The 23086-nt window shown below is 63.4% G+C and carries 18 protein-coding genes and 1 tRNA gene; 11 read left to right on the forward strand and 8 right to left on the reverse strand.

All coding sequences use genetic code 11. The features are described from left to right. The 5 genes from HXS66_RS14350 to HXS66_RS14370 form a co-directional block, all read right to left on the reverse strand. A partial coding sequence (locus HXS66_RS14350) for a retention module-containing protein (protein ID WP_176503929.1) occupies nucleotides 1-3122 on the reverse strand: 3122 nt, incomplete at its 3' end. 217 nt (nucleotides 3123-3339) lie between these two features. Further along, a complete protein-coding gene (locus HXS66_RS14355) occupies nucleotides 3340-5418 on the reverse strand; it encodes a DUF3488 and transglutaminase-like domain-containing protein (RefSeq protein WP_176503930.1) in 2079 nt (692 codons plus the stop codon). Beyond that, nucleotides 5415-6365 carry a DUF58 domain-containing protein gene (locus HXS66_RS14360; protein WP_170877499.1) on the reverse strand — a complete coding sequence of 317 codons (951 nt, stop codon included), beginning with the start codon at nucleotides 6363-6365 and terminating at the stop codon, nucleotides 5415-5417. Before HXS66_RS14360 ends, HXS66_RS14355 begins: the two co-directional genes overlap by 4 nt. Before the next feature lie 44 nt (nucleotides 6366-6409). Then, complete coding sequence (locus HXS66_RS14365; RefSeq protein WP_077380031.1) at nucleotides 6410-7339, reverse strand: MoxR family ATPase; 930 nt, start codon at nucleotides 7337-7339, stop codon at nucleotides 6410-6412. A 100-nt stretch (nucleotides 7340-7439) separates the two neighbouring features. Next, entirely contained in the window at nucleotides 7440-7952 is a 513-nt protein-coding gene (locus tag HXS66_RS14370; protein WP_254696562.1) for an NUDIX hydrolase, read from the reverse strand. 153 nt (nucleotides 7953-8105) lie between these two features. Here HXS66_RS14370 and HXS66_RS14375 point away from each other — a divergent pair, with 153 nt between their 5' ends. Further along, nucleotides 8106-9800 (forward strand): acyl-CoA dehydrogenase family protein, encoded by a 1695-nt coding sequence (locus tag HXS66_RS14375; protein ID WP_176503931.1) that lies wholly within the window; start codon nucleotides 8106-8108, stop codon nucleotides 9798-9800. Between the two features lie 22 nt (nucleotides 9801-9822). Further along, nucleotides 9823-10317, forward strand: a complete 495-nt coding sequence (locus HXS66_RS14380; protein ID WP_176503932.1) for a copper chaperone PCu(A)C — start codon at nucleotides 9823-9825, stop codon at nucleotides 10315-10317. A 124-nt stretch (nucleotides 10318-10441) separates the two neighbouring features. Here HXS66_RS14380 and HXS66_RS14385 read toward each other — a convergent pair whose 3' ends face one another. Both HXS66_RS14385 and HXS66_RS14390 read right to left on the reverse strand, forming a co-directional pair. After that, on the reverse strand, nucleotides 10442-11053 hold the full coding sequence (locus HXS66_RS14385; RefSeq protein ID WP_084209598.1) for a LysE family translocator: 612 nt from the start codon (nucleotides 11051-11053) through the stop codon (nucleotides 10442-10444). Nucleotides 11054-12235: 1182 nt separating this feature from the next. Further along, nucleotides 12236-12321: transfer RNA gene (locus HXS66_RS14390), tRNA-Leu, on the reverse strand. Between the two features lie 334 nt (nucleotides 12322-12655). Here HXS66_RS14390 and queA point away from each other — a divergent pair. The 5 genes from queA to secF all read left to right on the forward strand — a co-directional run bounded on the left by queA (nucleotide 12656) and on the right by secF (nucleotide 18305). Beyond that, nucleotides 12656-13747 (forward strand): tRNA preQ1(34) S-adenosylmethionine ribosyltransferase-isomerase QueA, encoded by a 1092-nt coding sequence (gene queA / locus HXS66_RS14395; protein ID WP_077380204.1) that lies wholly within the window; start codon nucleotides 12656-12658, stop codon nucleotides 13745-13747. A 112-nt stretch (nucleotides 13748-13859) separates the two neighbouring features. Next, entirely contained in the window at nucleotides 13860-14996 is a 1137-nt protein-coding gene (gene tgt / locus HXS66_RS14400) for a tRNA guanosine(34) transglycosylase Tgt (protein ID WP_084207905.1), read from the forward strand. A 131-nt stretch (nucleotides 14997-15127) separates the two neighbouring features. After that, a complete protein-coding gene (gene yajC, locus HXS66_RS14405; protein ID WP_077380041.1) occupies nucleotides 15128-15463 on the forward strand; it encodes a preprotein translocase subunit YajC in 336 nt (111 codons plus the stop codon). 73 nt (nucleotides 15464-15536) lie between these two features. Next, nucleotides 15537-17387: a protein translocase subunit SecD gene (gene secD, locus HXS66_RS14410; RefSeq protein ID WP_077380043.1), complete on the forward strand. Its 1851-nt coding sequence runs from the start codon at nucleotides 15537-15539 to the stop codon at nucleotides 17385-17387. A 12-nt stretch (nucleotides 17388-17399) separates the two neighbouring features. After that, nucleotides 17400-18305 (forward strand): protein translocase subunit SecF, encoded by a 906-nt coding sequence (gene secF / locus HXS66_RS14415; RefSeq protein ID WP_077380045.1) that lies wholly within the window; start codon nucleotides 17400-17402, stop codon nucleotides 18303-18305. 122 nt (nucleotides 18306-18427) lie between these two features. Here the strand turns inward: secF and HXS66_RS14420 are convergent, their stop codons facing one another. After that, nucleotides 18428-19222: an inositol monophosphatase family protein gene (locus tag HXS66_RS14420; RefSeq protein ID WP_077380047.1), complete on the reverse strand. Its 795-nt coding sequence runs from the start codon at nucleotides 19220-19222 to the stop codon at nucleotides 18428-18430. A gap of 354 nt (nucleotides 19223-19576) precedes the next feature. On the opposite strand from HXS66_RS14420, the gene trmJ reads away from it, so the two are divergent. The 4 genes from trmJ (at nucleotide 19577) to HXS66_RS14440 (ending at nucleotide 23075) form a co-directional block, all read left to right on the forward strand. After that, on the forward strand, nucleotides 19577-20374 hold the full coding sequence (trmJ, locus tag HXS66_RS14425) for a tRNA (cytosine(32)/uridine(32)-2'-O)-methyltransferase TrmJ (protein WP_077380049.1): 798 nt from the start codon (nucleotides 19577-19579) through the stop codon (nucleotides 20372-20374). 9 nt (nucleotides 20375-20383) lie between these two features. After that, nucleotides 20384-21280 carry a serine O-acetyltransferase gene (gene cysE / locus HXS66_RS14430; RefSeq protein ID WP_077380051.1) on the forward strand — a complete coding sequence of 299 codons (897 nt, stop codon included), beginning with the start codon at nucleotides 20384-20386 and terminating at the stop codon, nucleotides 21278-21280. A gap of 142 nt (nucleotides 21281-21422) precedes the next feature. Further along, nucleotides 21423-21896 (forward strand): Fe-S cluster assembly transcriptional regulator IscR, encoded by a 474-nt coding sequence (iscR, locus tag HXS66_RS14435; protein ID WP_077380053.1) that lies wholly within the window; start codon nucleotides 21423-21425, stop codon nucleotides 21894-21896. 30 nt (nucleotides 21897-21926) lie between these two features. Continuing rightward, a complete protein-coding gene (locus tag HXS66_RS14440) occupies nucleotides 21927-23075 on the forward strand; it encodes an aminotransferase class V-fold PLP-dependent enzyme (protein WP_176503933.1) in 1149 nt (382 codons plus the stop codon). Nucleotides 23076-23086 lie beyond the last annotated feature (11 nt).

A 23086-nucleotide genomic window follows, 5' to 3' on the forward strand; every position in this document is an offset into this window, starting at 1 on the left:
GCATTCGCTTCTGTCAGACTGGCCGCGGCACTGTCGTCCGCGTCCACACGGATCACCGGGGCATCATTGTCACCGGTGATCGTCACCGTGACGGTCGTGGTCGAGCCATCGGTCAGCGCGACGGTGTAAGTCTCGGTGACGGTCTCGCCCGCGGCCAGTGCCTGGGTCTCGGTGGCGTCATTGTCGAGGGTGTAGGTCCAGCTGCCGTCGGCGGCGACCTCGAAGCTGCCGTAGACACTGCTGTCATCGGTGGCGGCGACGAAGGCCAGATCCGGGTTGTCGGCATCCGTGGCCGTCAGCGTGCCAGTGGCTTCCAGAGTGCCGTCTTCTTCCACGGCGCCAGAATCGGCCGTGATGACCGGCAGGTCGTCGGTGCCGGTGATGACGATGTCGACCGTGGTGGTCGAGCCATCGGTCAGCGCGACGGTGTACTGCTCGCGGATGGTGTCATCCGGCGTCAGGCCCTGCACCGCGGCCGAGTCGTTGGCGAGGGTGTAGCTCCAGTTGCCCTCGGCATCGACCGTGAAGGTGCCGTAGTCGCTGTCATCGGTCGCGGCGACGAAGGCCAGATCGGCATTGTCGGCGTCAGAAGCGCTCAGCGTACCGCTGGCGTCCAGGGTGATGTCTTCTTCCAGCGCGCCTGCATCGGTGGTGATGACCGGGGCATCGTCGGTGCCGGTGATGACGATGTCGACCGTGGTGGTCGAGCCATCGGTCAGCGCGACGGTGTACTGCTCGCGGATGGTGTCATCCGGCGTCAGGCCCTGCACCGCGGCCGAGTCGTTGGCGAGGGTGTAGCTCCAGTTGCCATCGGCGGCGACCTCGAAGCTGCCGTAGACACTGCTGTCATCGGTCGCGGCGACGAAGGCCAGATCCGGGTTGTCGGCATCCGTGGCCGTCAGCGTACCGCTGGCTTCCAGGGTGGTGTCTTCGGTGACTTCACCGCTGTCATCAGAGATCACGGCGCCGTCGTCCACGCCGGTGATGACGATGTTGACCGTGGTGGTCGAGTCATCGCTCAGCGTGACGGTGTAGGTCTCGGTGACGGTCTCGCCGGCAGCCAGTGCCTGGGTTTCCGTCGCGTCATTGTCGAGGGTGTAGGTCCAGCTGCCATCGGCGGCGACCTCGAAGCTGGCGTAGACACTACTGTCATCGGTGGCGGCGACGAAGGCCAGATCCGGGTTGTCGGCATCCGTGGCGGTCAGCGTGCCAGTGGCTTCCAGAGTGCCGTCTTCTTCCACGGCGCCAGAATCGGCCGTGATGACCGGCAGGTCGTCGGTGCCGGTGATGACGATGTCGACCGTGGTGGTCGTCCCATCGCTCAGCTCGACCACAAATGACTGGCTGACAGTATCGCCTGCATCCAGCCCCTGGACGGCAGCGGCTTCGTTATCGAGCGTGTAGGTCCACTCACCTGACTCATTGACGCTGAAAGTGCCGTAATCATCGCTTTGGGAGCCAGCGACCACATCGGTGCTTTCAACATCGACAAGCGTGCCAGAAGCTTCGGTAACGCCATCCTCTGTTACCGCGCCAGAATCACTGCCAACCAGTGTGCCCACGTCATTGCTGGTCGCGGTGTTGCCGGCCGGGTCGGTGACAGTGGCTTCGACGCTGTACTCGCCTTCGCTCAGCGGCGTCTCGGTATCGACGCTGTAGGTGCCATTCTCGACGGTCGCGGTAACGGTCTGCTCGTTGCCTTCACTGTCGGTGATGAGCAGCGTGACGGTGCTGCCATCTTCGGCATCGGTGGTACCGACGATGGTCGGCGTGGTGTCGGAGGTCAGCGCCGGCGCATCGACGGTCAGAGCCGGAGCGGACAGATCGATCTCGCCCACGTCATTGCTGGTCGCGGTGTTGCCGGCCGGGTCGGTGACAGTGGCTTCGACGCTGTACTCGCCTTCGCTCAGCGGCGTCTCGGCATCGACGCTGTAGGTGCCATTCTCGACGGTGGCGGTGACGGTCTGCTCGTTGCCGTCACTGTCGGTGATGACCAAGGTCACGGTGCTGCCGTCTTCGGCATCGGTGGTGCCGACGATGGTCGGCGTGGTGTCGGAGGTCAGCGCCGGCGCATCGACGGTCAGAGCCGGCGCGCTTGCGTCGATCTCACCCACGTCATTGCTGGTCGCGGTGTTGCCGGCCGGGTCGGTGACGGTGGCTTCGACGCTGTATTCGCCTTCGCTCAGCGGCGTCTCGGCATCGACGCTGTAGGTGCCATTCTCGACGGTCGCGGTGACGGTCTGCTCGTTGCCGTCACTGTCGGTGATGACCAGGGTCACGGTGCTGCCGTCTTCGGCATCGGTGGTGCCGACGATGGTCGGCGTGGTGTCGGAGGTCAGCGCCGGCGCATCGACGGTCAGGCTCGGCGCGCTTGCGTCGATCTCGCCCACGTCATTGCTGGTCGCGGTGTTGCCGGCCGGGTCGGTGACGGTGGCTTCGACGCTGTACTCGCCTTCGCTCAGCGGGGTCTCGGCGTCAACCGTATAGGTGCCGTTCTCGACGGTCGCGGTAACGGTCTGCTCGTTGCCGTCACTGTCGGTGATGAGCAGCGTGACGGTGCTGCCGTCTTCGGCGTCGGTGGTGCCGACGATGGTCGGCGTGGTGTCGGAGGTCAGCGCCGGCGCATCGACGGTCAAGGCCAGGTCGGTTTCCGTCGACTCAGGATCCAACCCGAGGCCATCTTCGTCTTCATCGGTATAGGTGGGATCGGTGAACCCACCTTCATATTCGTAGGAAGTGCGCTCGACACGGCCATCCCGGCCGACGCCAGAGGCATCCAGGAAGCCACTGCGACTGCTGCCCGGAGACCCTGCATTTTCCCCCGCTGCCGGTGCCTCCTGGATGGCCGTCGGGTCTTCGCCTCGGGCAATCGCTTCGCGCAATGCTTCTACCGTCGGGTCGACAGGTGCGTCATCGCGAGACTCAGCGAGCAGCACCTCGATACCGATCGGGGCCCCTTGCGGCACCACCAACCGAGAACCGTCTTCCAGCACGATGATCGCTCCCTGCGGCGCGATCAGGGTGGCAGTAGGTTCAAGCGTCATTCCATCGACGACACGCTGCGACTCGTTAGTGGCGGAAACAACAAGTACTGTGCCTTCTGTGCGAATGACCTGAACCATGGGGACTTACTCCTGCTGGGGAAAGGTGCTGCATCATGCTGCGAAGGGCGCAATGGCATGATCGACAAAATCAGATGGTTACATTTTGATACACAAAAACACTTACCGCAACCTAGCAATTTTCCGTAGTGGTGCCACGCAACGAGACTGAGATACCTAATCTCGAAAAATACCCAGAAAACAAGGAATCACACACCACCACGATGGAAAACGTGAACTATGACAACTTACGGCATAACGCTGACCACTGGCGACGCATGCTACGAGAAGACGAGCCGCCGGCATGAGAAGCGCCCTCTTGCGCGTCATCATTGTAAATCCATTGTTCAACGACTTCCGACAACTGTAACAATTCTTTAACATTATCCGGCTGCAGCCGTGCGACACGCCGCAGGTGACTGCCGGGCGCCTCACCCGGGCCAGGGCCAAGCCCGGAGCGCTCCAGACGCTTCGCCAGACGACGGTAGGCTCTGACACCGGCATGTGTCGTTACCTCACGGCCAGACCAGAGCACCAGCACCGCCCCTACCAGTACCACACAGGCCAGCAATCCGAGTACCCCCCAGACCAGCCACTCCCAGCGAAACTCGCCGAACATCCGCTGCCACAGACTACGCTGCTGTTCCAGGCGGAACCCCACGACACTTCGCTGCCAGCGGTACTCGAAACGCTCCCACTGACGCCTCAGATCACGAAGCATGGAATTATTCAGCGTGAAGGCGCGCAGACCGGCATCTGCCATGAAACCCGGCTGACCTTGCAGACTGAGCGCCCCCTGGGCAATACGCTCGGGAGCCACCGCCGCCGTCGGGTCGAACCGGTGCCAGCGCCCACCATGGAACACCTCGACCCAGGCATGGGCGTCATACTGCCGAATGCTCAACTCACGCTCACCGCTCGCGGCGCCACCCTGCGCCTCTCCACCGAGATAGCCCGCCACCATGCGCGCCGGGATTCCTGCTGCCCGCGCCAGAAAGACGGTAGTCGATGCGTAATGCGTGCAATACCCCTGCAGGCTATCAAACAGGAAATCGTCCACACGATTCATGCCCTCAAGACGCGGGGGCGTGAGGGTGTAGTGGTAAGGCTGACGATGGAAATGCTGGAACAGGAGGCGAAGGAAGCCTTGGGGGTCTCCACCCGCCTGATGCATCAGATCACGAGCGAATGCGCGAGCACGGAGGTTGCCATCCTCAGGCAACAGCAGATCCAGACGCTGCATCCATTGTGGTGCCGCCAAGGGAGGCTGACCGGAGGAACTCAATTTCAGCAATGCACGGGTGTTGAGTGACGACATCCCTTCCAGAGTGCCGTCCACCAGATAACGCGCCTCCTGATCACTCGACAACGGAGCGCCGAGGCTTGGCCGCCAAGGGCGCGGGTCCGGCTCCAGCAACAGCTCATAACGGTGCCGGGGGCTGCCGCCGCCCACGCCCCTGCCACGCACGGCATAGCGCGACGCCGGCCCACCCAACGCACTCTGCAGCCTATCAGGGGAGGCACGTGACCAGCGCACGCCATCAAACAGACTCAAGGTATAGACACGCCAGTAGCGCTCTGAAGCTGCCGGCAAGGCACCGTCGAAACGGGCTCGGAAAGCCAGCTCGTCACTGCGCCCCAGCGCTGCGATATCACCGGGCGATACGCTATCCGTCAGACCGGTCGTGGCCTCTTCCAGCTGAGGAACGTTCCAGAGTGGCGGCAGACGGGGAAACAGCACGAACAATCCCAGCATCAGCGGCAATGACAAGCCCATCAACCAGCAAGTCTCACGCAGTGCCTCACCACTGCGGCGCGCTCCGGCGATCAGGACCAGACCACCGATCAGCCAGCCAGCGGCCAGAATCGCCGCAGCTGCCATCACCGGCCCCTGATCATGCAGGAATGCGGAGGCCAGCACGACAAACCCCAGCCCACAGACCACGCGACCATCACGCAGGCTGTCAGTTTCCAGCAGCTTGAGCAGATAGATTCCCACCAGCAGGCCGATCATCGCCTCCAGGCGCAACATCTGCCCGTATTCCAGAAACAGCCCTGCTGCCACCAGACATACCGCCGCCAGCCGCAGCAGAATGCCGGCACGCGGCACGCGGGCGCGCAATTGCTGAAACCGCCATAGCGCCGCCAGCAGCGCAGGGAGTGCAAGCCAGATCGGCATCCACAACAGATGCAGCGCCAGCACGAGACACTGGCCAATGAACAGGTGGCGCAGTTCAAGCCAGCCAAGCGCCTGATCAGGCGTCAGAGGTTTGCGTTGCCACCAGCGGCGAGAGACATTGCCATGTGCTCGCGTCATGTCTTTGCCCTCCCGGCCAGCTCTCGAGACGCCACGGCCTGCTGCTGAACCTCCCAGGGCAGCACCGTCTCTCCTCCAAACAAGGCCAGCGCTTCCAGTACGCGTCGCCGATGCGCCCCACCACTGGCGATGGCCAGCGTCTGGCCCGGCAGGCGCAGCCCATAGGTCGCCTGTGACTTCTCCGCCGCCAGCACGCGTGCCGTCAATTCGCCGAGACGCTGTTCCATGTCGCCATGGCACGCCTCGTAGTCCAGCCACAAGGAGGGGCGTGCCGGCGTCTCGAAACGCTTGGTGACCAGCTCACCGCTGCGCCCCCAGTGCTTCCAGGCCACATGCGCCGGTGGATCACCGGCCACATAGCGACGCAGGCCGGCGAAGTCGCCCTGCTCGACCTGTTCCAGCGTATTGCGACTGCCCTGCGGTGCGGCCGGCATCTGCGGACAGGGGTGGATCATCACCGGCATCTCGATCGCGACCCAGGACCACAGACGCACCAGCCCCAGCGGCCAGCGAGACTCCAGCGTCAATGGCGGCAAGGTGAACTGCCCACGAAGAGCGACCGGCAGCCCCATAGGCGCACTGCCCTCTCCGGCATGAATCTCGAGACGCTGACGACTATTCCCGAGACGCACATCGATGGCGCGCGCCCGCGCCCGCCCGCTCAGCCGGACCAGCAGGCGCAACTCACCGCCTGCGTAGGCCTCGCCATCCGCGATCAACTGGACGCGCACACCGGCAAGATTGCGCCAGCTTCGAAAGATGCTGATCACCGCCAGCGAGAACAACCAGAATGCGAGCGCATGCGCGAGGGAATTCTCGTAGTTGATCCCCAGCAGCAGCAGCATGCACACCAGCACCGCCCAGAACAGGCCGAAGGGCGTGGGCAGGATCATCAGACGGGCATGATGGAGCGCCTCACCGCCGGCGATGGACATCCTGCGCAACATGCGCGCCTTGAGTCGGCCCCATGGTCCGACACTGGCCGCTCGTGTCATGCAGGCACCACCGCCACCTGCCCCAGCAGATGGCGAGCCACGGCATCTCCCTCCGCGACACTGCCCTCGCTCAGTCGATGGCCGACCACCGGCGCCCAGACGGCCTGGACATCCTCTGGCAGCACGTAGTCACGCCCCGCGAGCAACGCCCAGCCACGCGAGGCGTTGGCCAATGCCAGCACGCCTCGCGTCGACAGGCCGTAAGGCACTTCCGGCGACGACCGTGTGGCAGCGACCAGTGCCTGCAGGTAATCCAGCAGCGGTTCAGAGAGACGCACGCGCGTCACGGATGCCTGCCACTCGCGCAGTACCTCGAGCGGCAACAGGGGACGCAGCGCCTCGATGTGCTGGCGACCGGCATTGCCTCTCAGTATCTCTCGCTCAGCCGCAGGCTCTGGATATCCCAACGAAAGACGCATCAGAAAGCGATCCAGCTGGGACTCAGGCAACGGGAAGGTACCGGATTGCTGAAGCGGGTTCTGAGTGGCGATGACGAAGAAAGGCTCCGGCAGACGACGCGTCTCGCCCTCCACGGTCACCTGTCGCTCTTCCATGGCCTCCAGCAGCGCACTCTGGGTCTTGGGCGTGGCACGATTGATCTCATCCGCCAGCACCAGCGAGTGAAAGACGGGGCCCGGATGGAAATGGAAGGCGCTCTCACGAGGGTCGAAGACCGACACGCCGAGAATGTCGGCGGGCAGCAGATCACTGGTGAACTGGACGCGCTGCATGTCGGTGCCGATCAGACGCGCCAGCCCCTGGGCCAGCGTCGTCTTGCCAAGCCCGGGCAGATCCTCGATCAGCACGTGGCCCTGACACAGCAGGCAGCACAGAGCGAGCCGGATCTGATGCGGCTTGCCCGCCAGCACGCTCGACAGTGCAACCTCCACCTCTTCCAGCTGTTGGGGCGATACCTTGGCATTCATGCGCAGACTCCAGCACAGAGAGTGGTAGGGAGAGTGGGACAGAGAAAGCACATGCAGGCGCGCGCAGGGACATGGCGCGCCGCCGACAGGCCATCATTGCCTACTCTTCCATGGCAGAGACGAGAAAGCCCTCACGAATGAGGCGTTCAAGCGCCATACGGCTGTCCGGCGTTGAAGGATGCAATTCCAGCGCCTGTTGCGGTGTCACCCAGAAGGCGTCAGCCACCTCCTCGGCCTGAAGCGTCAAGGGACCGTCATAACGTGCGAGGTAGGCGCTGCCATAGACATGATTGGTGGCATCGCGATAGCAGAAATCGAAGCAATGTCTGAGCGCGACGCCCCGGGCACCGATCTCCTCCTCCAGCTCGCGTCGTGCGGCCACGTGGACCGCTTCGCCCGCGCCGACCACACCTCCGCTGGCGAGGTCGAAATACCCTGGAAAGACTTCCTTGCTCATGGTGCGTTTCTGAATGCACAGCTCTCCACTGGCATTGAGCACGAAGGCATAGGTCGCTCGATGCCAGTAGCGATAACGTCGCATCTGGCGACGAGGAGCCGTACCGCATGGGCGATTGCGTGCATCAACCAATTGAATGATTTCGTCCTGGATCACCGTACCCTGTCCTTTCCCTGTGCTGATCGTCGCGATGCCACGCACCGACTGATGCCCCCACGGTAGCAGAATGCGACGCAGCTGCCTTCCACTCCGCCAGCAGGCCGCAGGTGTTCTACGCTCAAGGCATACCTCTCATGACAGGACCCCACGATGCCCGACTCGCTGCCTGCGTCCTCGACTGAGCACTCTCGTGAAGAGGAGCGGCCTGCTCCATGGCGCGATGAGGTGCTCAATCAATCGGCACCACCGCTGCGCCATGCCTTCGTCGATGACCTCCCCTTGCGTGAGGCGCTGCGCTGCCACGCGCCTGGGCTCTCGGCGGACCTGCTCACTCGCCTGGCCGACCTCGGGGCGCAGGTGGGCACGCTAGAGACCCGCGCGATGGGGTTTGCCGTCAATGCGCATCCGCCGGTCCTCCACACCCATGACCCACAAGGGCGGCGGCGGGATGACGTCGAGTATCACCCCGACTATCACCGGCTGATGCGCATCGCTCTGGAAGGTGGCTGGCACAGTGTCGCCTGGGAGGCGGAAGGCTGCGGAGGACATCAGGCCCATGTCGCCGCCCTTTACCTGCTCACCCAGGCCGAACCCGGTTTCTGCTGCCCGATCACCATGACCCATGCCGCCTGGCCCGCGCTGCGTCAGGATGAATCTCTGGCCGCCTTCTGGGGCCCTCGCCTGCGGGCCCGCAGCCACGACCCGAGAACCTGTGCCCCTCGCGACAAGCACTGCGCGACCTTCGGCATGGCCATGACGGAACGTCAGGGCGGCAGCGACGTCCGTAGCAACCTGACACAGGCACACGCTGAGGGTGAAGGCTATCGCCTCAACGGTCACAAGTGGTTCATGAGTGCCCCGATGTCAGATGCCTTTCTGACTCTGGCGCAGCTCGAGGAAGGGCTGACCTGCTTCGTGGTACCGAGGCGACGGGAGGATGGCAGCCACAATGGCCTGCAACTGCAACGCCTCAAGGACAAGTGCGGCAATCGCGCCAACGCCTCAAGCGAAGTCCGGCTGGTCGATGCGCGAGGGCAGCGCCTTGGTGAGCCAGGACGTGGCATCACCACCATTCTCGAGATGGTCCACCAGACCCGACTGGATGCTGCCACCGCACCGGTGGCACTGATGCGCCAGGCACTGGTCGAGGCACTGCACCACTGCCAGCAACGTCATGCCTTCGGCAAGCCGCTGGCCAGTCAACCTTTGATGCAGCAGGTGCTGGCAGACATCGCACTGGAAGTCGAAGCCGGCATCGCACTGTGTCTGCGCATTGCGCGACAGTTCGATGACGCCACACGGGAACCGGATGCGCGCCCCCTGGCCCGCCTTGCGCCGGCGATCGCCAAGTACTGGCACAATCGTCGTGCACCGCCACTGCTGGCAGAGGCCATGGAATGCCTGGGCGGCAATGGCTACATAGAGGAACACCTGACAGCGCGCCTGTATCGCGAAGCCCCTGTCAACGCCATCTGGGAAGGTTCTGGAAACGTGCTGTGTCTGGATGTCCTGCGCACTCTGGCCCGTCACCCCGACGCAGGCGAGGCGCTGCTCAGCGAGCTCAGGGACGCCCGGGGGCAGAGTCCTCGCTATGACGCCGCACTGGCCACCTTCGAACGCGGCAACCTCCTTCATCACGCCGAGGAAGCCCGAGCCCGGCAACTGGTCCAGTCACTGGCCGTGCTATGGCAGGCTGCCCTGCTGATTCGCCATGCCCCTGCCGACGTGGCCGAGGCCTTCTGCGCCACACGACTGGCAGGCACCGACATCCCCGGCGCCACTGGCGTACATGGGCTGCCGCCGGGCATGTCACCCCGCCATCTGTTGGCACGGGTACTGCCATGAAAGGCCAAGGAGACGACACCACGTGACACGACTCTCACGCGCGAGCCTGATGCTGGCAATCGCCATGAGCGGCATCCTGTGGATGCGCACCGATGCAAGCACGGCGACGCCCCCCGTGGCGACAGACCCCATGCTGGAAAATCCCGTACTGGAAGATGCCTTCGCACTACCCACGCCTCCGGGCGCGACGACCGCTGCACTCTATATCACGCTCTCGCTCCCCCGAGGCAAGGTCACGCTGACAGGCGCCAGCTCTCCCGTGGCGCAGAGCATCGAGCTGCACGAGATGCAGATGCGCGAAGGCCGGATGCACATGCGCCAGCTGGGACACCTGACCCTCTCCCCCGAGTCCCCACTGGAGATGCGGCCGGGAGGTGGGCCCCATCTGATGCTGACTGGGCTGACTCAGCCCATCTCGTCAGGCGATGAAATCCCCGTGACCCTGCACTTTCAGGCACGTCCGGACCAGCAGATCCGGGTTCCCGTGAAGGATTACTCCGACATCTTCACTCCGTGATCTTCCGGCTCCACCAGCCACCCCCTGCAACGCAACGCGGCCCTGACATCACCTGTCAGGGCGGCCGTCTTCTACCAGGCAATCTCATTCCTCAACGGTGCATGTCACTCCCGACATGCGCCGGTCAGACACCCCATACGACCCGCAGCGCCAACGCCAGCAACACGATACCGGTCAGGCGATTGATCCATACCGCCCGCGCCTGAAGCCAAGGCAACACCCGAGAGTGCGACAGTGCCATCGCCACCAGCACATACCAGGCACCGTCGATGCCCATCGCCGTCACGACCACCAGCCACTTGCCCATCTCGCTCATCTCCGGCGTGATCAGCTGACTGAGCAGCGCCACGAAGAACAGGATCAGCTTGGGATTGGCCAGCGCCACCATGAAACCATCGCGAATCGCCATGGAACGGGATGTGGTGACGGCCTGAGCCTCAAGCGCCCCGCCACGGCCCGCCCGCAATGCCTTGACGCCCAACCAGGCCAGATAGGCCGCCCCCAGAATCATGATCGCCTGGAACATGCCCGGATAATGAACGATCAAGGCACCAAGTCCCCAGGCGGTGAGCGCGGCATACAACCCGACCCCCAATGCATGGCTGATACCGGCGGCGACTCCCGCACTTCTGCCACCTCCCAGCGTGTGGCGAAGCACCATCGCCAGACTCGGCCCGGGCGACATCGCCCCCATGGCGCACAGCGCAACCAGTGACAACCACAGATTCAGTGGCATCCAATGCATGACAGTCTTTCCATGTTCCATGGCAGTTCGTGAAAGCGATGCTTGAACAGCGGTTCGCCGCCAGGCGCCCCTCGAGCATCACGCGAGTTCCATTCAAGTTCAGTACAGGTTCTGAATCCCCTGCCCGCGATGGCTGACGGGATGAGAGCGCTTTCCGTGTTCAGCCTTCCCCTCTGCAGCTCCAGCGGATACGCCCGATTGTACCAAGCGTCAGACTGGCCCGGCAGCGACATCACCATGTCATGTAGGCGACATTGGTCTTGCACATGACGTGAACCATCAAGCGAGCCGGACAGCGTCGCCAGCGAATCAGAACGATCGAACGCCACATTACATGAGAACATCTTGATATGAGACTATCTTGAAGTACACGATCTTACATACCTGAAAACTTGTGCAACAAATTAACTCTTGTACAAGTTTTCAATAATCAGTAATTTCATAATCGCTGCTCAGGGAGAGCGGCGAGTTCAGCGTAGTGATGGGCTAAGTGCACAGGCAAGTGCAGCCAGGGAAAGGCCCTGTCAGAGGATGACTCGCGAGTGTGGGGGCTATGCCACGCGGCCAGAAAGATCCGTAAGCCTGAGCTGGTGGGCTTACGAATCTTGATGACTGGCAAGCTCGCGAACTCAAGGAAATGAGACCACTACGCTGAACCTCACCGAATTCAGCCGAATGCTGAGAGGGAGAGGAGAAATGAAAGGGAAAGCTCGAGCGGCTCTGTGTTGTCCGGTATGTTCCGGCCTCAAGATGGACTATCAATACCATGCACCATCCGCCGACCATCTCGTGAACTGCCAGGATTGCCGCGAGTTCATCGGCATGTGGTCTACCCTGCGCCAGGAACTCGCGATACAGAGCACGCGCATTGCACTCCTTGACCCTTCCCTCGCAAGCAACAGCATCTACCGACGCGTCAAGAGCGTTCCACATCAGGCGTGAATCGCCGGCAGATGCGCCAGAGACAAGAAAGCCCCGACATCCGGTCGGGGCTTTTTTTATGCCTCAGACACCCAGACCATCATCTGGCAAGAGCGCGAAGAAAGGACAGAGAGGAGAGAGGAAATAGAAAGAAGAGTGCTCTGGGATCACAAGGCAATGAAGTTGAGAGCAATGAATCTGAGGCGAAGGCCAGAAACGCAAACAGCCGCTCGTGAGCGACTGTTTTCAAGATGGTGCCGGTGGTCGGACTCGAACCGACACGCCTATTAAGCGGCGGATTTTGAATCCGCTGCGTCTACCAATTCCGCCACACCGGCAATGGAGCGAAATTATACGGAAGCCTACGCCGAGGTCAACGAGTTTTCACGCCAGATCAGACACATGCAGCGCATCCCAGCGACGGATTCACGCACTGAGCGGGACAGGTCGTTCGAAAACGGGACTTCGCGCGAGCCATGCCATTCGGTATCATGAGCGACCTTTTTCGCCTGCCCAGGCTCGCCAGTCCATCCTGCGTATCGCCCCTGACCACTGCCGCTCGAGAGCGGGCAGACAGACAGACGCGCTAACGGCATGAACGCCTGCGAGCAGGGTATCTCCATTGCAGCGGAGCGCCTTCTGCGCGCCGTGCCACCAGAGTTTCCGTTGGCCATGTCACGAATCGATTCCGGCGATGCCTCTGGCGTTGCCCCCTCCGCTTCCGAGCGCCCGCTCCAGCGCAGTGATTATGATTTCAGTCTGCCGGATGAGCTGATTGCCCGCTACCCTTCCGAGCAGCGCAGTGATTGCCGTCTGCTGCACCTGGACGGCAAGAGCGGCGAGATCGTGCATCGCCACTTTCCTGACCTGCTCGAGCAGCTGGAACCCGGCGATGTCGTGGTCTTCAATGACACCCGCGTGATCCCCGCGCGCCTGCACGGCCAGAAGGCCTCCGGCGGCAAGATCGAGATGCTGCTGGAGCGTCCGCTGGATGCACACCGTGGTCTGGCGCACATCCGCTCCAGCAAGTCGCCGAAGCCGGGCACCGAGCTGATCTTCGAAGGCGGCATCACCGCCGTGGTCGAAGGTCGGCAGGACGCGCTGTTCGAGCTGCGCTTCCACGGCGAGACGCCGATGATCGAGCTGCTCAACCAGCATGGTCACATGCCGTTGCCGCCCTATATCACCCGCGATGACGAGCTGTCGGACCGCGAGCGCTACCAGACGGTCTATGCCAGGCGCGATGGCGCCGTGGCCGCACCGACGGCTGGCCTGCACTTCGATGAGCCGATCATGGCCGCCATGGCCGAGAAAGGCATCGAGACCGCCTTCGTCACCCTGCACGTCGGTGCCGGCACCTTCCAGCCGGTGCGTGTCGACAGCATTCTCGAGCACCACATGCACAGCGAGTGGATCGAGGTCGGTCAGGAAGCCTGTGACACGATCGCCCGCGCTCGTGCCGCCGGCCGTCGCGTCGTCGCTGTCGGCACCACCAGCGTGCGATGCCTTGAAAGTGCTGCCAAGGCCCACGGTGGCGAGCTGGCACCTTACTCCGGTGACACCGACATCTTCATCTACCCCGGTTATGAATGGCAGGTGGTGGATCTGCTGATCACCAACTTCCATCTGCCGGAATCGACCCTGCTGATGCTGGTCTCGGCCTTCGCCGGGTACGAGCACACCATGGCCGCCTACCAGGCTGCCGTGCAGGAGCGCTACCAGTTCTTCAGCTATGGCGATGCCATGCTGCTGGAACGCGCCTGACCCGAGCGATACCTCATCACATGAGCCACGTCATGCGCAGTTAACACGACGTGGCTTACGCTAGCCCCACACCCGCTGCGGCCTGTTTCGCCGCCAAGCCTTAGAGAGAACCATGCGCAAAGAATGCTTCATGAGCTTTGAGAAGCTCGCCACCGATGGTCGCGCGCGACGCGGCCGCATGACCTTCCCGCGCGGCACGGTGGAAACCCCGGCCTTCATGCCGGTCGGCACCTACGGCACCGTGAAGGGCATGACACCGGAATCCATCAAGGAGATCGGCGCCGAGATCATCCTCGGCAACACCTTCCACCTGTGGCTGCGCCCGGGCACGGAAGTCATCGAAGCGCATGGTGACCTGCATGATTTCGCGCAATGGGACAAGCCGATCCTGACCGATTCCGGCGGCTTCCAGGTCTTCTCGCTGGGCAAGACGCGCAAGATTACCGAACAGGGCGTTCACTTCCGCTCACCGGTGGATGGCTCCAAGGTCTTCATGGGCCCGGAAGAGTCGATGGCCGTCCAGCGCTCGCTGGGGTCCGACATCGTGATGATCTTCGATGAGTGCACGCCGTATCCGGCCACACATGACGAAGCCCGCAAGTCGATGGAGATGTCACTGCGCTGGGCCCAGCGCTCCCGCGATGCCCATGGCGATTCCCCCTCGGCACTGTTCGGCATCATCCAGGGCGGCATGTATCCGGACCTGCGCGAGAAATCCCTCGAGGGCCTGAAGAAGATCGACTTCGATGGCTACGCCATCGGTGGCCTGTCCGTGGGCGAACCCAAGGACGAGATGATCAAGGTGCTCGACTACCTTCCCGAGTGGATGCCGGAGGACAAGCCGCGCTACCTGATGGGTGTCGGCAAGCCGGAGGATCTCGTGGAAGGCGTGCGCCGTGGTGTCGACATGTTCGATTGCGTGATGCCGACCCGCAACGCGCGCAACGGCCACCTGTTCACGCCGACCGGTACGGTCAAGATCCGCAATGCCGTCCACAAGCACGATACGTCACCGCTGGACCCGGACTGCGATTGCTACACCTGCACCAACTTCTCACGCGGCTACCTGCATCACCTTGATCGCTGTGGAGAAATGCTCGGTTCCATGCTCAACACCATCCACAATCTGCGCTACTACCAGACCGTGATGGCTGGTTTGCGCGGTGCAATTGAAGCGGGTACATTGCAGGACTTCGTGGAACAGTTCTATGCCGCGCGCGGCCTGCCGGTGCCGCCGCTGGCCGACTGATCGAATCGAAGCGCGACCGGAGAGCAACCCGCTCCGGTCGCCTTGGTATCTGACTCGAGACAGGCGTGAAGCAGCGCTCGAATCACGCTCATTGCATAACAACAGTTCACTCGTAACCTCTGGAGATACACATGCTGGAATTCCTGATTCCTGCCGCACACGCGGAAGCCGAAGCGGCTGTCGCCGGCGGCGGCGCCATCGGCCAGATCGTCATGCTGGTCGGCTTCGTGGTCATTTTCTATTTCCTGCTCTGGCGTCCGCAGTCCAAGCGCGCCAAGGAACACAAGAACCTGATCAGCAACCTGGCCAAGGGTGACGAGATCGTCATCGGTGGTGGCCTGGTCGGCCGCATCACCAAGGTCAGCGAGCAGTTCATCACCATGGAGCTGAACGAAGGCAACGAAGTCAACGTGCAGAAGTCCGCCGTGGCTGCGGTCCTGCCGAAGGGCACCATCAAGTCCATCTGATCTCCCTCCTGCTGCCGGCCCCTGTGCCGGCAGCATGCTATTTCTCTCCCGCTCCACCAAGGACAGGGCTGCCATGCTCAACCGCTATCCGCTTTGGAAGTACCTGGTGATCTGCCTGGTACTTGCCGTCGGCGTGATCTACGCATTGCCGAATCTCTACCCCGAAGACCCGGCCGTGCAGATCAGTGCCGCCAGCGGCGCCGATGCCATCGACCAGCAAGATCTCGATCGCGCCACCAGCGCCCTCGAAAACGCCGGCATCACGCCCAAATCCGAGGAACTCAATGGTTCCACCGGCCTGATTCGCCTCACCAGCAACGACCAGCAGCTGCGTGCCAAGGAACTGATCAGCGACACCCTTGGCGATGACGCCATCGTCGCGCTGAATCTGGCTGATGCCACGCCGTCGTGGCTTTCCAGTCTCGGCGCCTCGCCGATGAAGCTGGGGCTTGATCTGCGCGGCGGGGTCCACTTCCAGCTGGAAGTCGACATGGACGCCGCGGTCAAGCAACGCCTGGAAGTCAACGCCAGCGCCATCAAGGAAACTCTGCGCGAGGAGCGTATCCGCTACCGCGGCAGTGAGGTCAACGATGGCACGCTGAGCCTGACCTTCTCCGACGACGAAGACCGCTCGAAGGCACGTTCACTGGTCTCGCGCGACTTCCAGAACTTCGAATACGATGAGCGCGATGTCGATCGTGGGGCCGTACTGGATCTCACTCTGACGACCGCCGCCATCAAGGAGATTCAGGATTACGCGGTCAATCAGAACCTGACCACGATCCGCAATCGCGTCAACGAGCTGGGCGTCTCCGAGCCGCTGGTGCAGCGTCAGGGCCCGAACCGCATCGTGGTCGAGCTGCCGGGCGTGCAGGACACTGCCGCCGCCAAGCGCGTACTGGGTGCCACCGCCAACCTCGAGTTCCGTCTCGAAGCGGCCAGCGACACGCCCTCCAGCGAGATGGAAACCTTCGCCTTCCGCAACCAGCCGGGGCGCACCGCCAACATCATGAAGGACGTGATCATCAGCGGTGACAGTGTCTCCAGCGCCAGCACCAGCTTCGATGAAAGTGGCCGTCCGCAGGTCAACATCAACCTGGATGGCACCGGTGGCTCGATCATGAACCGCGTCACGCGTGCTGCCATCGGCCGCAACATGGCGGTGCTGTTCATCGAGCACAAGACCCGCACGCGCACCGTGATGGAGGATGGCGAGGAAGTCGAGAAGCGCATCCCCTACACCGAGAAGGGTCTGATCAGTCTGGCGACCATCCAGAGCGCGCTGGGCAACAGCTTCCGCATCACCGGTCTGGATTCTCCGACCGAGGCGAAGGAGCTGTCGCTGCTGCTGCGTTCCGGCTCGCTGGCCGCGCCGATCTACTTCGTGCAGGAACGCACCATCGGCCCGAGCCTGGGTGCCGAGAACATCTCGCGCGGCATCCTGTCCGTCGAGCTGGGCCTGCTGCTGGTCGTGCTGTTCATGCTGGCCCGCTACAAGGCCTTCGGTGTCGTCGCCAACGTGGCCCTGACCGCCAACCTGGCGATCCTGATCGCCGCGATGTCGATGCTGGGCGCTACCCTGACCCTGCCGGGCATTGCCGGTATCGTGCTGACGCTGGGCATGGCGGTGGATGCCAACGTGCTGATCTTCGAGCGTATCCGCGAGGAAATGCGCTCCAAGATGCCGCTGCACCAGGCCGTGCATACCGGCTTCGAACGCGCCTTCACCTCCATCGTCGATGCGAACATCACCACCCTGCTGGTCGCGGTGATCCTGTTCTCCATCGGCAGTGGCCCGGTCAAGGGCTTCGCGGTCACGCTGTCCATCGGCATCCTGACGTCAATGTTCACGGCGATCATGGTCTCGCGCGGCATCATCAATCTTGCCATTGGCGGCAAGACACTCAAGAAACTCTGGATCTGAGGGGCCATCGTGATGCGACAGTTTGACTTCATGAGCAAGCGGCGCGCGGCCTTCATCGTCTCCATCGTGCTGACGATCGTGGCCATTGGCGCCCTTGTGATTCACGGCCTGAACCTGGGCCTCGACTTTACCGGCGGCACCCTGGTGGAAGTGCAATACCAGGCGGCGCCGGCGCTGGACAGCGTACGCCAGACACTGGAAGCCGCCGGCTACAAGGACGTCTCGGTCCAGACCTTCGGTGCCAGCAACGAGATTCTGGTGCGTCTGCAGCAGAGCTTCGAGGCCGGCATCGGCAATGACATCGTGGCGCACCTGCAGGCCACCGGCGATAGCGTGAACCTGATCCGTGCCGAGTTCGTCGGTGCTCAGGTCGGTGATCAGCTGCGTGACCAGTCCGGTCTCGGCATGCTGCTCGCCCTGGCCGTGGTGATGGTCTACGTGGCCTTCCGCTTCCAGTACAAGTTCGCCCTCGGCGCTCTCATCTCGCTGGGTCACGACGTCATCATCCTGCTGGGCATCTTCGCCCTGTTCGGACTCGACTTCGACCTGACGGTACTGGCCGCGGTGCTGGCCGTGATCGGCTACTCATTGAACGACACCATCATCGTCTACGACCGCATTCGCGAGAACATTCGCAAATCGCGTACCGATGACATGCCGTCGATCTTCAATGACGCGATCAACGCGACGCTGTCACGCACGCTGTCCACCTCCGGCACCACCTTGCTGGTGCTGCTGGCGCTATTCTTCCTGGGCGGCGACATGATCCACAACTTCGCCATCGCGCTGATCATCGGCGTGGTCGCGGGGACCTTCTCGTCCATCTACGTGGCAGCGGCGCTGTTGCTGGTGGTCGGCCTGAAGCGCGTGGATCTGATTCCCCCGCCCAAGGAGCAGTTCGAGGACGGCGCGCCGTAAGCGCCTCGCTCGACAGCCCGGCACGGATCGCCAGGCACAAAAAAACCCCACCTCGCAAGAGGTGGGGTTTTTTTCGTTCTCCGTGTCGTCCTGCGGCTGGCAGGACTGCGAATCACGGCATCTTACAGGTGCGGCTGCATGGTCTGCGCCAGCGCCTTGTACAGGCGAGCACCCGCGGCCATCAGCGTGCCTTCCGCCACGACAACCGGCGTACCATCGGCGCTGCCGGCCAGTGCGCCACATTCCTTCAGGAACAGGCTGACGATCTCGCTGTCACCGGCTTCCAGACCCAGCACGTAGACGGCATCGACACGGCCGGCGGCCAGTTCGAGCACATCCAGCAGTGCACAGCCATTGGCACGCAGGGTATCGAGCTGCGGGCCGACCTGCTGGACAATGGACAGGTAGGTGGCCAGGTGACGCGGACGCTGCCAGCTTTCCGGCAGACCCATCGCCAGACGCGCACCTTCGATGGAGGTGGCATTGGTCACGCGGATACGGTGGCCGGAATGCTGGGCGCCACGACCACGGCTGACGATGTACTCTTCGTCGGTGAACGGCGCGATGACCACGGCGTGCTCGGCACGCCCCTTGAACAGGCAGACCACGGACAGCGCGAAGCCGGAAGAGGCGGATGCCAGGTTGGAATACCCGTGCACCGGCTCGATGCGCCAGTGGTAGTCAGCGCCCTGGCCTTCGCCATCACGATGGTCGGTGTAACGGCCGGAGAGGCCGTGCTGCGGATAGCCGCGTTCCAGCTGACGCACGATGTGCGCTTCGGCGCGGCGTGCGGTGTCAGCGATGAAGGTATCGAGATCGTTGTCGTTGCGCGCGACTTCGATACGTTCACGAACACGGACGAACTGCTCTGCGGCGCCGCGTGCAGCACGCAGCGCAAATTGGACCATCGGATGCATGATCAAGGCCTTGACGAGTCGGAAGCTGTTAAAGAACGGTGTGTAACGCAGCTGGCCCGGGAATCTGCCAGCGGGTGCAACGGCCACGCTCATGGCACCTGCCGGACACGGGGGTCGGCAATGCAGGAGAGCGAATACGCTACAACAGGACGGCGAAGTCTAGCAGATGCGACGCCCGGCTGCCATCGCCATCCCCGACCTTCGGCGAAGAGAGCCGGCCTGATCGGTAAGCGCCTGACTGCTCCCCGCGCCGGCTTCATGCTAGGATATCGGGTCCTGACGCACGTCCCGCCCTGCCCGGTGTCCGGGCCGCGTCGATTGCCCCGCCCTTCAATCGCTATCCTGGAAGTCCTCATGCTTGAACGTCTGCGCATTGTCCTGATCGGTACCAGCCATCCCGGCAACATCGGTGGTGCAGCCCGCGCCATGCTCAACATGGGCCTGGCCGACCTCGCTCTGGTCGCGCCGCGCTGTCAGGTGCAATGTCAGGAGTCCGCCTCACGCGCCTCCGGTGCCGATACTCTGGTCGCCAATGCCCACGTGCATGAGACGCTGGAAGAGGCCGTGGCGGACTGCAGTCTGGTGGTCGGGTGCAGCGCACGCTCCCGCAATCTGCCATGGCCGATGATCACGCCGCGCGCCTTCGGCGCCACCCTGGCCGATGAGACCCGCCTGCCGGAGGCCCGCGTGGCCATCGTGTTCGGGCGCGAGGATTCCGGGCTCTCCAATGAAGAGCTGCAACGCTGCCATCGTCACGTCCACATCCCGACCAATCCGGACTTCAGCTCGCTGAATCTGGCCGCGGCCGTGCAGGTGCTGGCCTACGAGTGCCGCCAGGCATGGCTGGCTGATCAGGAAGCCGCCGGCGAGACCCCGCGGGCCGAGGATGACCAGCCATTCGGCATCGACTGGGACAGTCCGTTGGCCAGCCACGCAGACCTCGAGCGCCTGTTCGAGCATCTGGAAAAGACGCTGATCAGCATCGATTTCCTGGACCCGGAACAACCGCGCCAGCTGATGGCACGCCTGCGCAGACTGTACCTGCGCGCCCGCCCCGACAGCATGGAAATCAACATCCTGCGCGGGATTCTCTCGTCAGTCGACAAGCAGGTCCGCCTGGCACAGACCGACGCGGCAAACCGCACTCTTTGAGGACACGCCATGTTCACTCGACTGCGTGAAGACATCAACAGCGTCTTTGCTCGCGACCCGGCGGCACGCAATTTCTTTGAAGTCCTGACCAACTATCCGGGTCTGCACGCCCTGCTGGCGCATCGCATCAATCATTGGTTGTGGCGTCACAACGCCAAGTGGCTGGCGCGCACCGGTTCGACCCTGATGCGCTGGCTGACGGGCATCGAGATCCATCCCGGTGCCACCATCGGACGCCGCTTCTTCATCGACCACGGCATGGGCGTCGTGATCGGCGAGACGGCGCTGATCGGTGATGACGTGACGCTCTATCACGGCGTCACCCTCGGCGGCACCACCTGGAATGCCGGCAAGCGTCACCCGACCCTCGGCGATGGCGTCATCGTCGGGGCCGGCGCCAAGATTCTCGGCCCGTTCACGGTCGGCGCCGGGGCCAAGGTCGGCTCCAACGCCGTGGTCACACGCGAAGTCCCGGCCGGTGCCACCGTGGTCGGGATTCCCGGCAAGATCGTCAAGCGCGCCGAACCGGACGTGGCGGAGGAGCCGCCCGTCGATCCGGAAAGCCGCGAAGCCATGAAGGAGAAGTTCGGCTTCGATGCCTACGGCATGGGCCAGGACATGCCCGACCCGGTCGCGCGCTCCATGCACGCGATGCTCGATCACATGCATGCGGTGGACAAGCGGATCGAACAGATGTGCGGCACGCTGCGCAAGCTGGATGCCAGCTATCGCGCCGGCCACCTTCCCGAGCTGGATGATGCCGATTTCGCGCAGCTGATCGATGAGCTGGGCCCCTGTGGTGGTGAGCCCGCGGACAAGCGTCCGCAGGCCCGGCCGGTCACCCGCGAAGCCGACGCCACACCCAGCGCCTCCGGTCATGGCGAGTCCGAGCGCCAGCACGGATAAAGTTGACCAAATCAGTCGGGATTGACCCCCTCGCCGCGTCTCACCATAATGGACAGTCTGATGCGCCGTCTGCCTGCAGACGGCGCCGACACTGCGGCCCTGTCGCCGATGCCATTCGCTCCACCAGCTCACGAGTTCCGCCATGCGCCTGACCACCAAGGGACGCTACGCCGTCACCGCGATGCTCGATCTGGCGCTTCATGCCAGTTGTGGTCCGACCTGCCTTGCCGACATCTCCGTGCGCCAAGGCATTTCCCTGTCCTATCTCGAGCAGCTGTTCGCTCGCCTGCGCCGTGCCGGGCTGGTCAAGAGCGTACGCGGCCCGGGTGGCGGCTACTTGCTGGACGTCGAGCTGGAAAGCACCTCCGTGGCGCGCATCATCGATGCCGTGAATGAATCGGTGGATGCCACCCGTTGCCAGGGACTCTCGGACTGTCAGGCAGGCGACACCTGCCTCACGCACCATCTGTGGTGTGACCTGTCCGATGAGATCCATGGCTTTCTCGATGGCATCAGCCTGGCGGACCTGGTCGCACGTGAGGAGGTTCGCCAGATTGCCAGTCGTCAGCGCAAGGCCTGCGAGCCGACACCGATCACCGTCATGCCCGGCAGCTGAACCCGTTCGTCATGTCTTCAGGAAGTCACCATGTCCCAGCCGATCTACCTTGACTATGCTGCCACCACGCCCGTCGACCCACGCGTCGCCGAGCTGATGATGCGTCACCTGACGCAGGACGGCACCTTCGCCAACCCGGCCTCGCGCAGTCACATGCCGGGCTGGCTGGCCGAGCAGGCGGTCGAGGGCGCGCGCCGTCAGGTAGCCGACGCCATCGGCGCCGACCCGCGCGAGATCGTCTGGACCAGCGGTGCCACCGAAGCCGACAACCTGGCGCTGACCGGCTACATGCGCGCCAATGCCGAGCGTGGGCGTCACCTGATCACCTCGACCATCGAGCACAAGGCGATTCTGGATACCGCCAGTGCGCTGGAAGCCGAGGGCTTCGAGGTCACGCGTATCGCACCGCAGCCGGATGGCCGCATCAGCCCCCAGAGCCTGCGTGACGCTCTGCGCGCCGACACGATCCTGGTATCGCTGATGGCAGTGAACAATGAGCTGGGCAGCCTGAATGATCTCGATGCCCTCGGCGATATCGCCCGCTCGCATGGCGCGGCCTTCCATGTCGATGCCGCCCAGGCTCCCGGCAAGGTGCAGCTCGATGTCAGCCGACAGCCCATCGACATGCTGTCGCTGTCCGCGCACAAGGCCTACGGCCCCAAGGGGGTTGGCGCGCTGTACGTGCGACGTCAGCCGCAGATCAAGGTCGAGGCCCTGATCCACGGCGGCGGGCATGAGCGCGGCATGCGCTCCGGCACCCTGCCCACCCATCAGATCGTCGGCATGGGCGAGGCCTACCGCCTGTGCGCCGAACAGTTCGATGCCGACCACCAGCACCTGATCGCGCTGCGCCAGCAATTCGTCGCCGGACTATCCGGCCTTGAAGGCGTGCATTTCAATACCGATATAGACGTCAGCGCCCCCGGCATCCTCAACCTCGCCTTCGACGGCGTGGACGGTGAGGCGATGCTGATGGCACTGCGCGGCATCGCGATTTCCACCGGTTCGGCCTGCAATTCCGCCAGTGTCGAACCGTCCTTCGTACTCACCGGCATCGGGGTGCCCCGTCCACTGGCGCTGGCGTCACTGCGCTTCAGCTTCGGACGCTTCACCACCGCCGCCGACATTGAATCCGCGCTCGGCGAGCTCAGGCATGCCCTGACCTCGCTGCGCGCCTGACCCGGGAGACT

The sequence above is a fragment of the Cobetia sp. 5-11-6-3 genome, from assembly GCF_013374055.1.
In the GTDB taxonomy this organism is placed as follows: domain Bacteria; phylum Pseudomonadota; class Gammaproteobacteria; order Pseudomonadales; family Halomonadaceae; genus Cobetia; species Cobetia marina.

Coding starts and splice junctions, on each gene's coding strand:
- yajC (WP_077380041.1), top strand. CDS start 15,128: ATGCTGGAATTCCTGATTCCTGCCGCACACGCGGAAGCCGAAGCGGCT.
- HXS66_RS14375 (WP_176503931.1), top strand. CDS start 8,106: ATGCCCGACTCGCTGCCTGCGTCCTCGACTGAGCACTCTCGTGAAGAG.
- cysE (WP_077380051.1), top strand. CDS start 20,384: ATGTTCACTCGACTGCGTGAAGACATCAACAGCGTCTTTGCTCGCGAC.
- iscR (WP_077380053.1), top strand. CDS start 21,423: ATGCGCCTGACCACCAAGGGACGCTACGCCGTCACCGCGATGCTCGAT.
- secF (WP_077380045.1), top strand. CDS start 17,400: ATGCGACAGTTTGACTTCATGAGCAAGCGGCGCGCGGCCTTCATCGTC.
- queA (WP_077380204.1), top strand. CDS start 12,656: ATGTCACGAATCGATTCCGGCGATGCCTCTGGCGTTGCCCCCTCCGCT.
- HXS66_RS14385 (WP_084209598.1), bottom strand. CDS start 11,053: ATGCCACTGAATCTGTGGTTGTCACTGGTTGCGCTGTGCGCCATGGGG.
- HXS66_RS14355 (WP_176503930.1), bottom strand. CDS start 5,418: ATGACGCGAGCACATGGCAATGTCTCTCGCCGCTGGTGGCAACGCAAA.
- HXS66_RS14440 (WP_176503933.1), top strand. CDS start 21,927: ATGTCCCAGCCGATCTACCTTGACTATGCTGCCACCACGCCCGTCGAC.
- HXS66_RS14365 (WP_077380031.1), bottom strand. CDS start 7,339: ATGAATGCCAAGGTATCGCCCCAACAGCTGGAAGAGGTGGAGGTTGCA.
- secD (WP_077380043.1), top strand. CDS start 15,537: ATGCTCAACCGCTATCCGCTTTGGAAGTACCTGGTGATCTGCCTGGTA.
- HXS66_RS14420 (WP_077380047.1), bottom strand. CDS start 19,222: ATGCATCCGATGGTCCAATTTGCGCTGCGTGCTGCACGCGGCGCCGCA.
- tgt (WP_084207905.1), top strand. CDS start 13,860: ATGCGCAAAGAATGCTTCATGAGCTTTGAGAAGCTCGCCACCGATGGT.
- HXS66_RS14360 (WP_170877499.1), bottom strand. CDS start 6,365: ATGTTGCGCAGGATGTCCATCGCCGGCGGTGAGGCGCTCCATCATGCC.
- trmJ (WP_077380049.1), top strand. CDS start 19,577: ATGCTTGAACGTCTGCGCATTGTCCTGATCGGTACCAGCCATCCCGGC.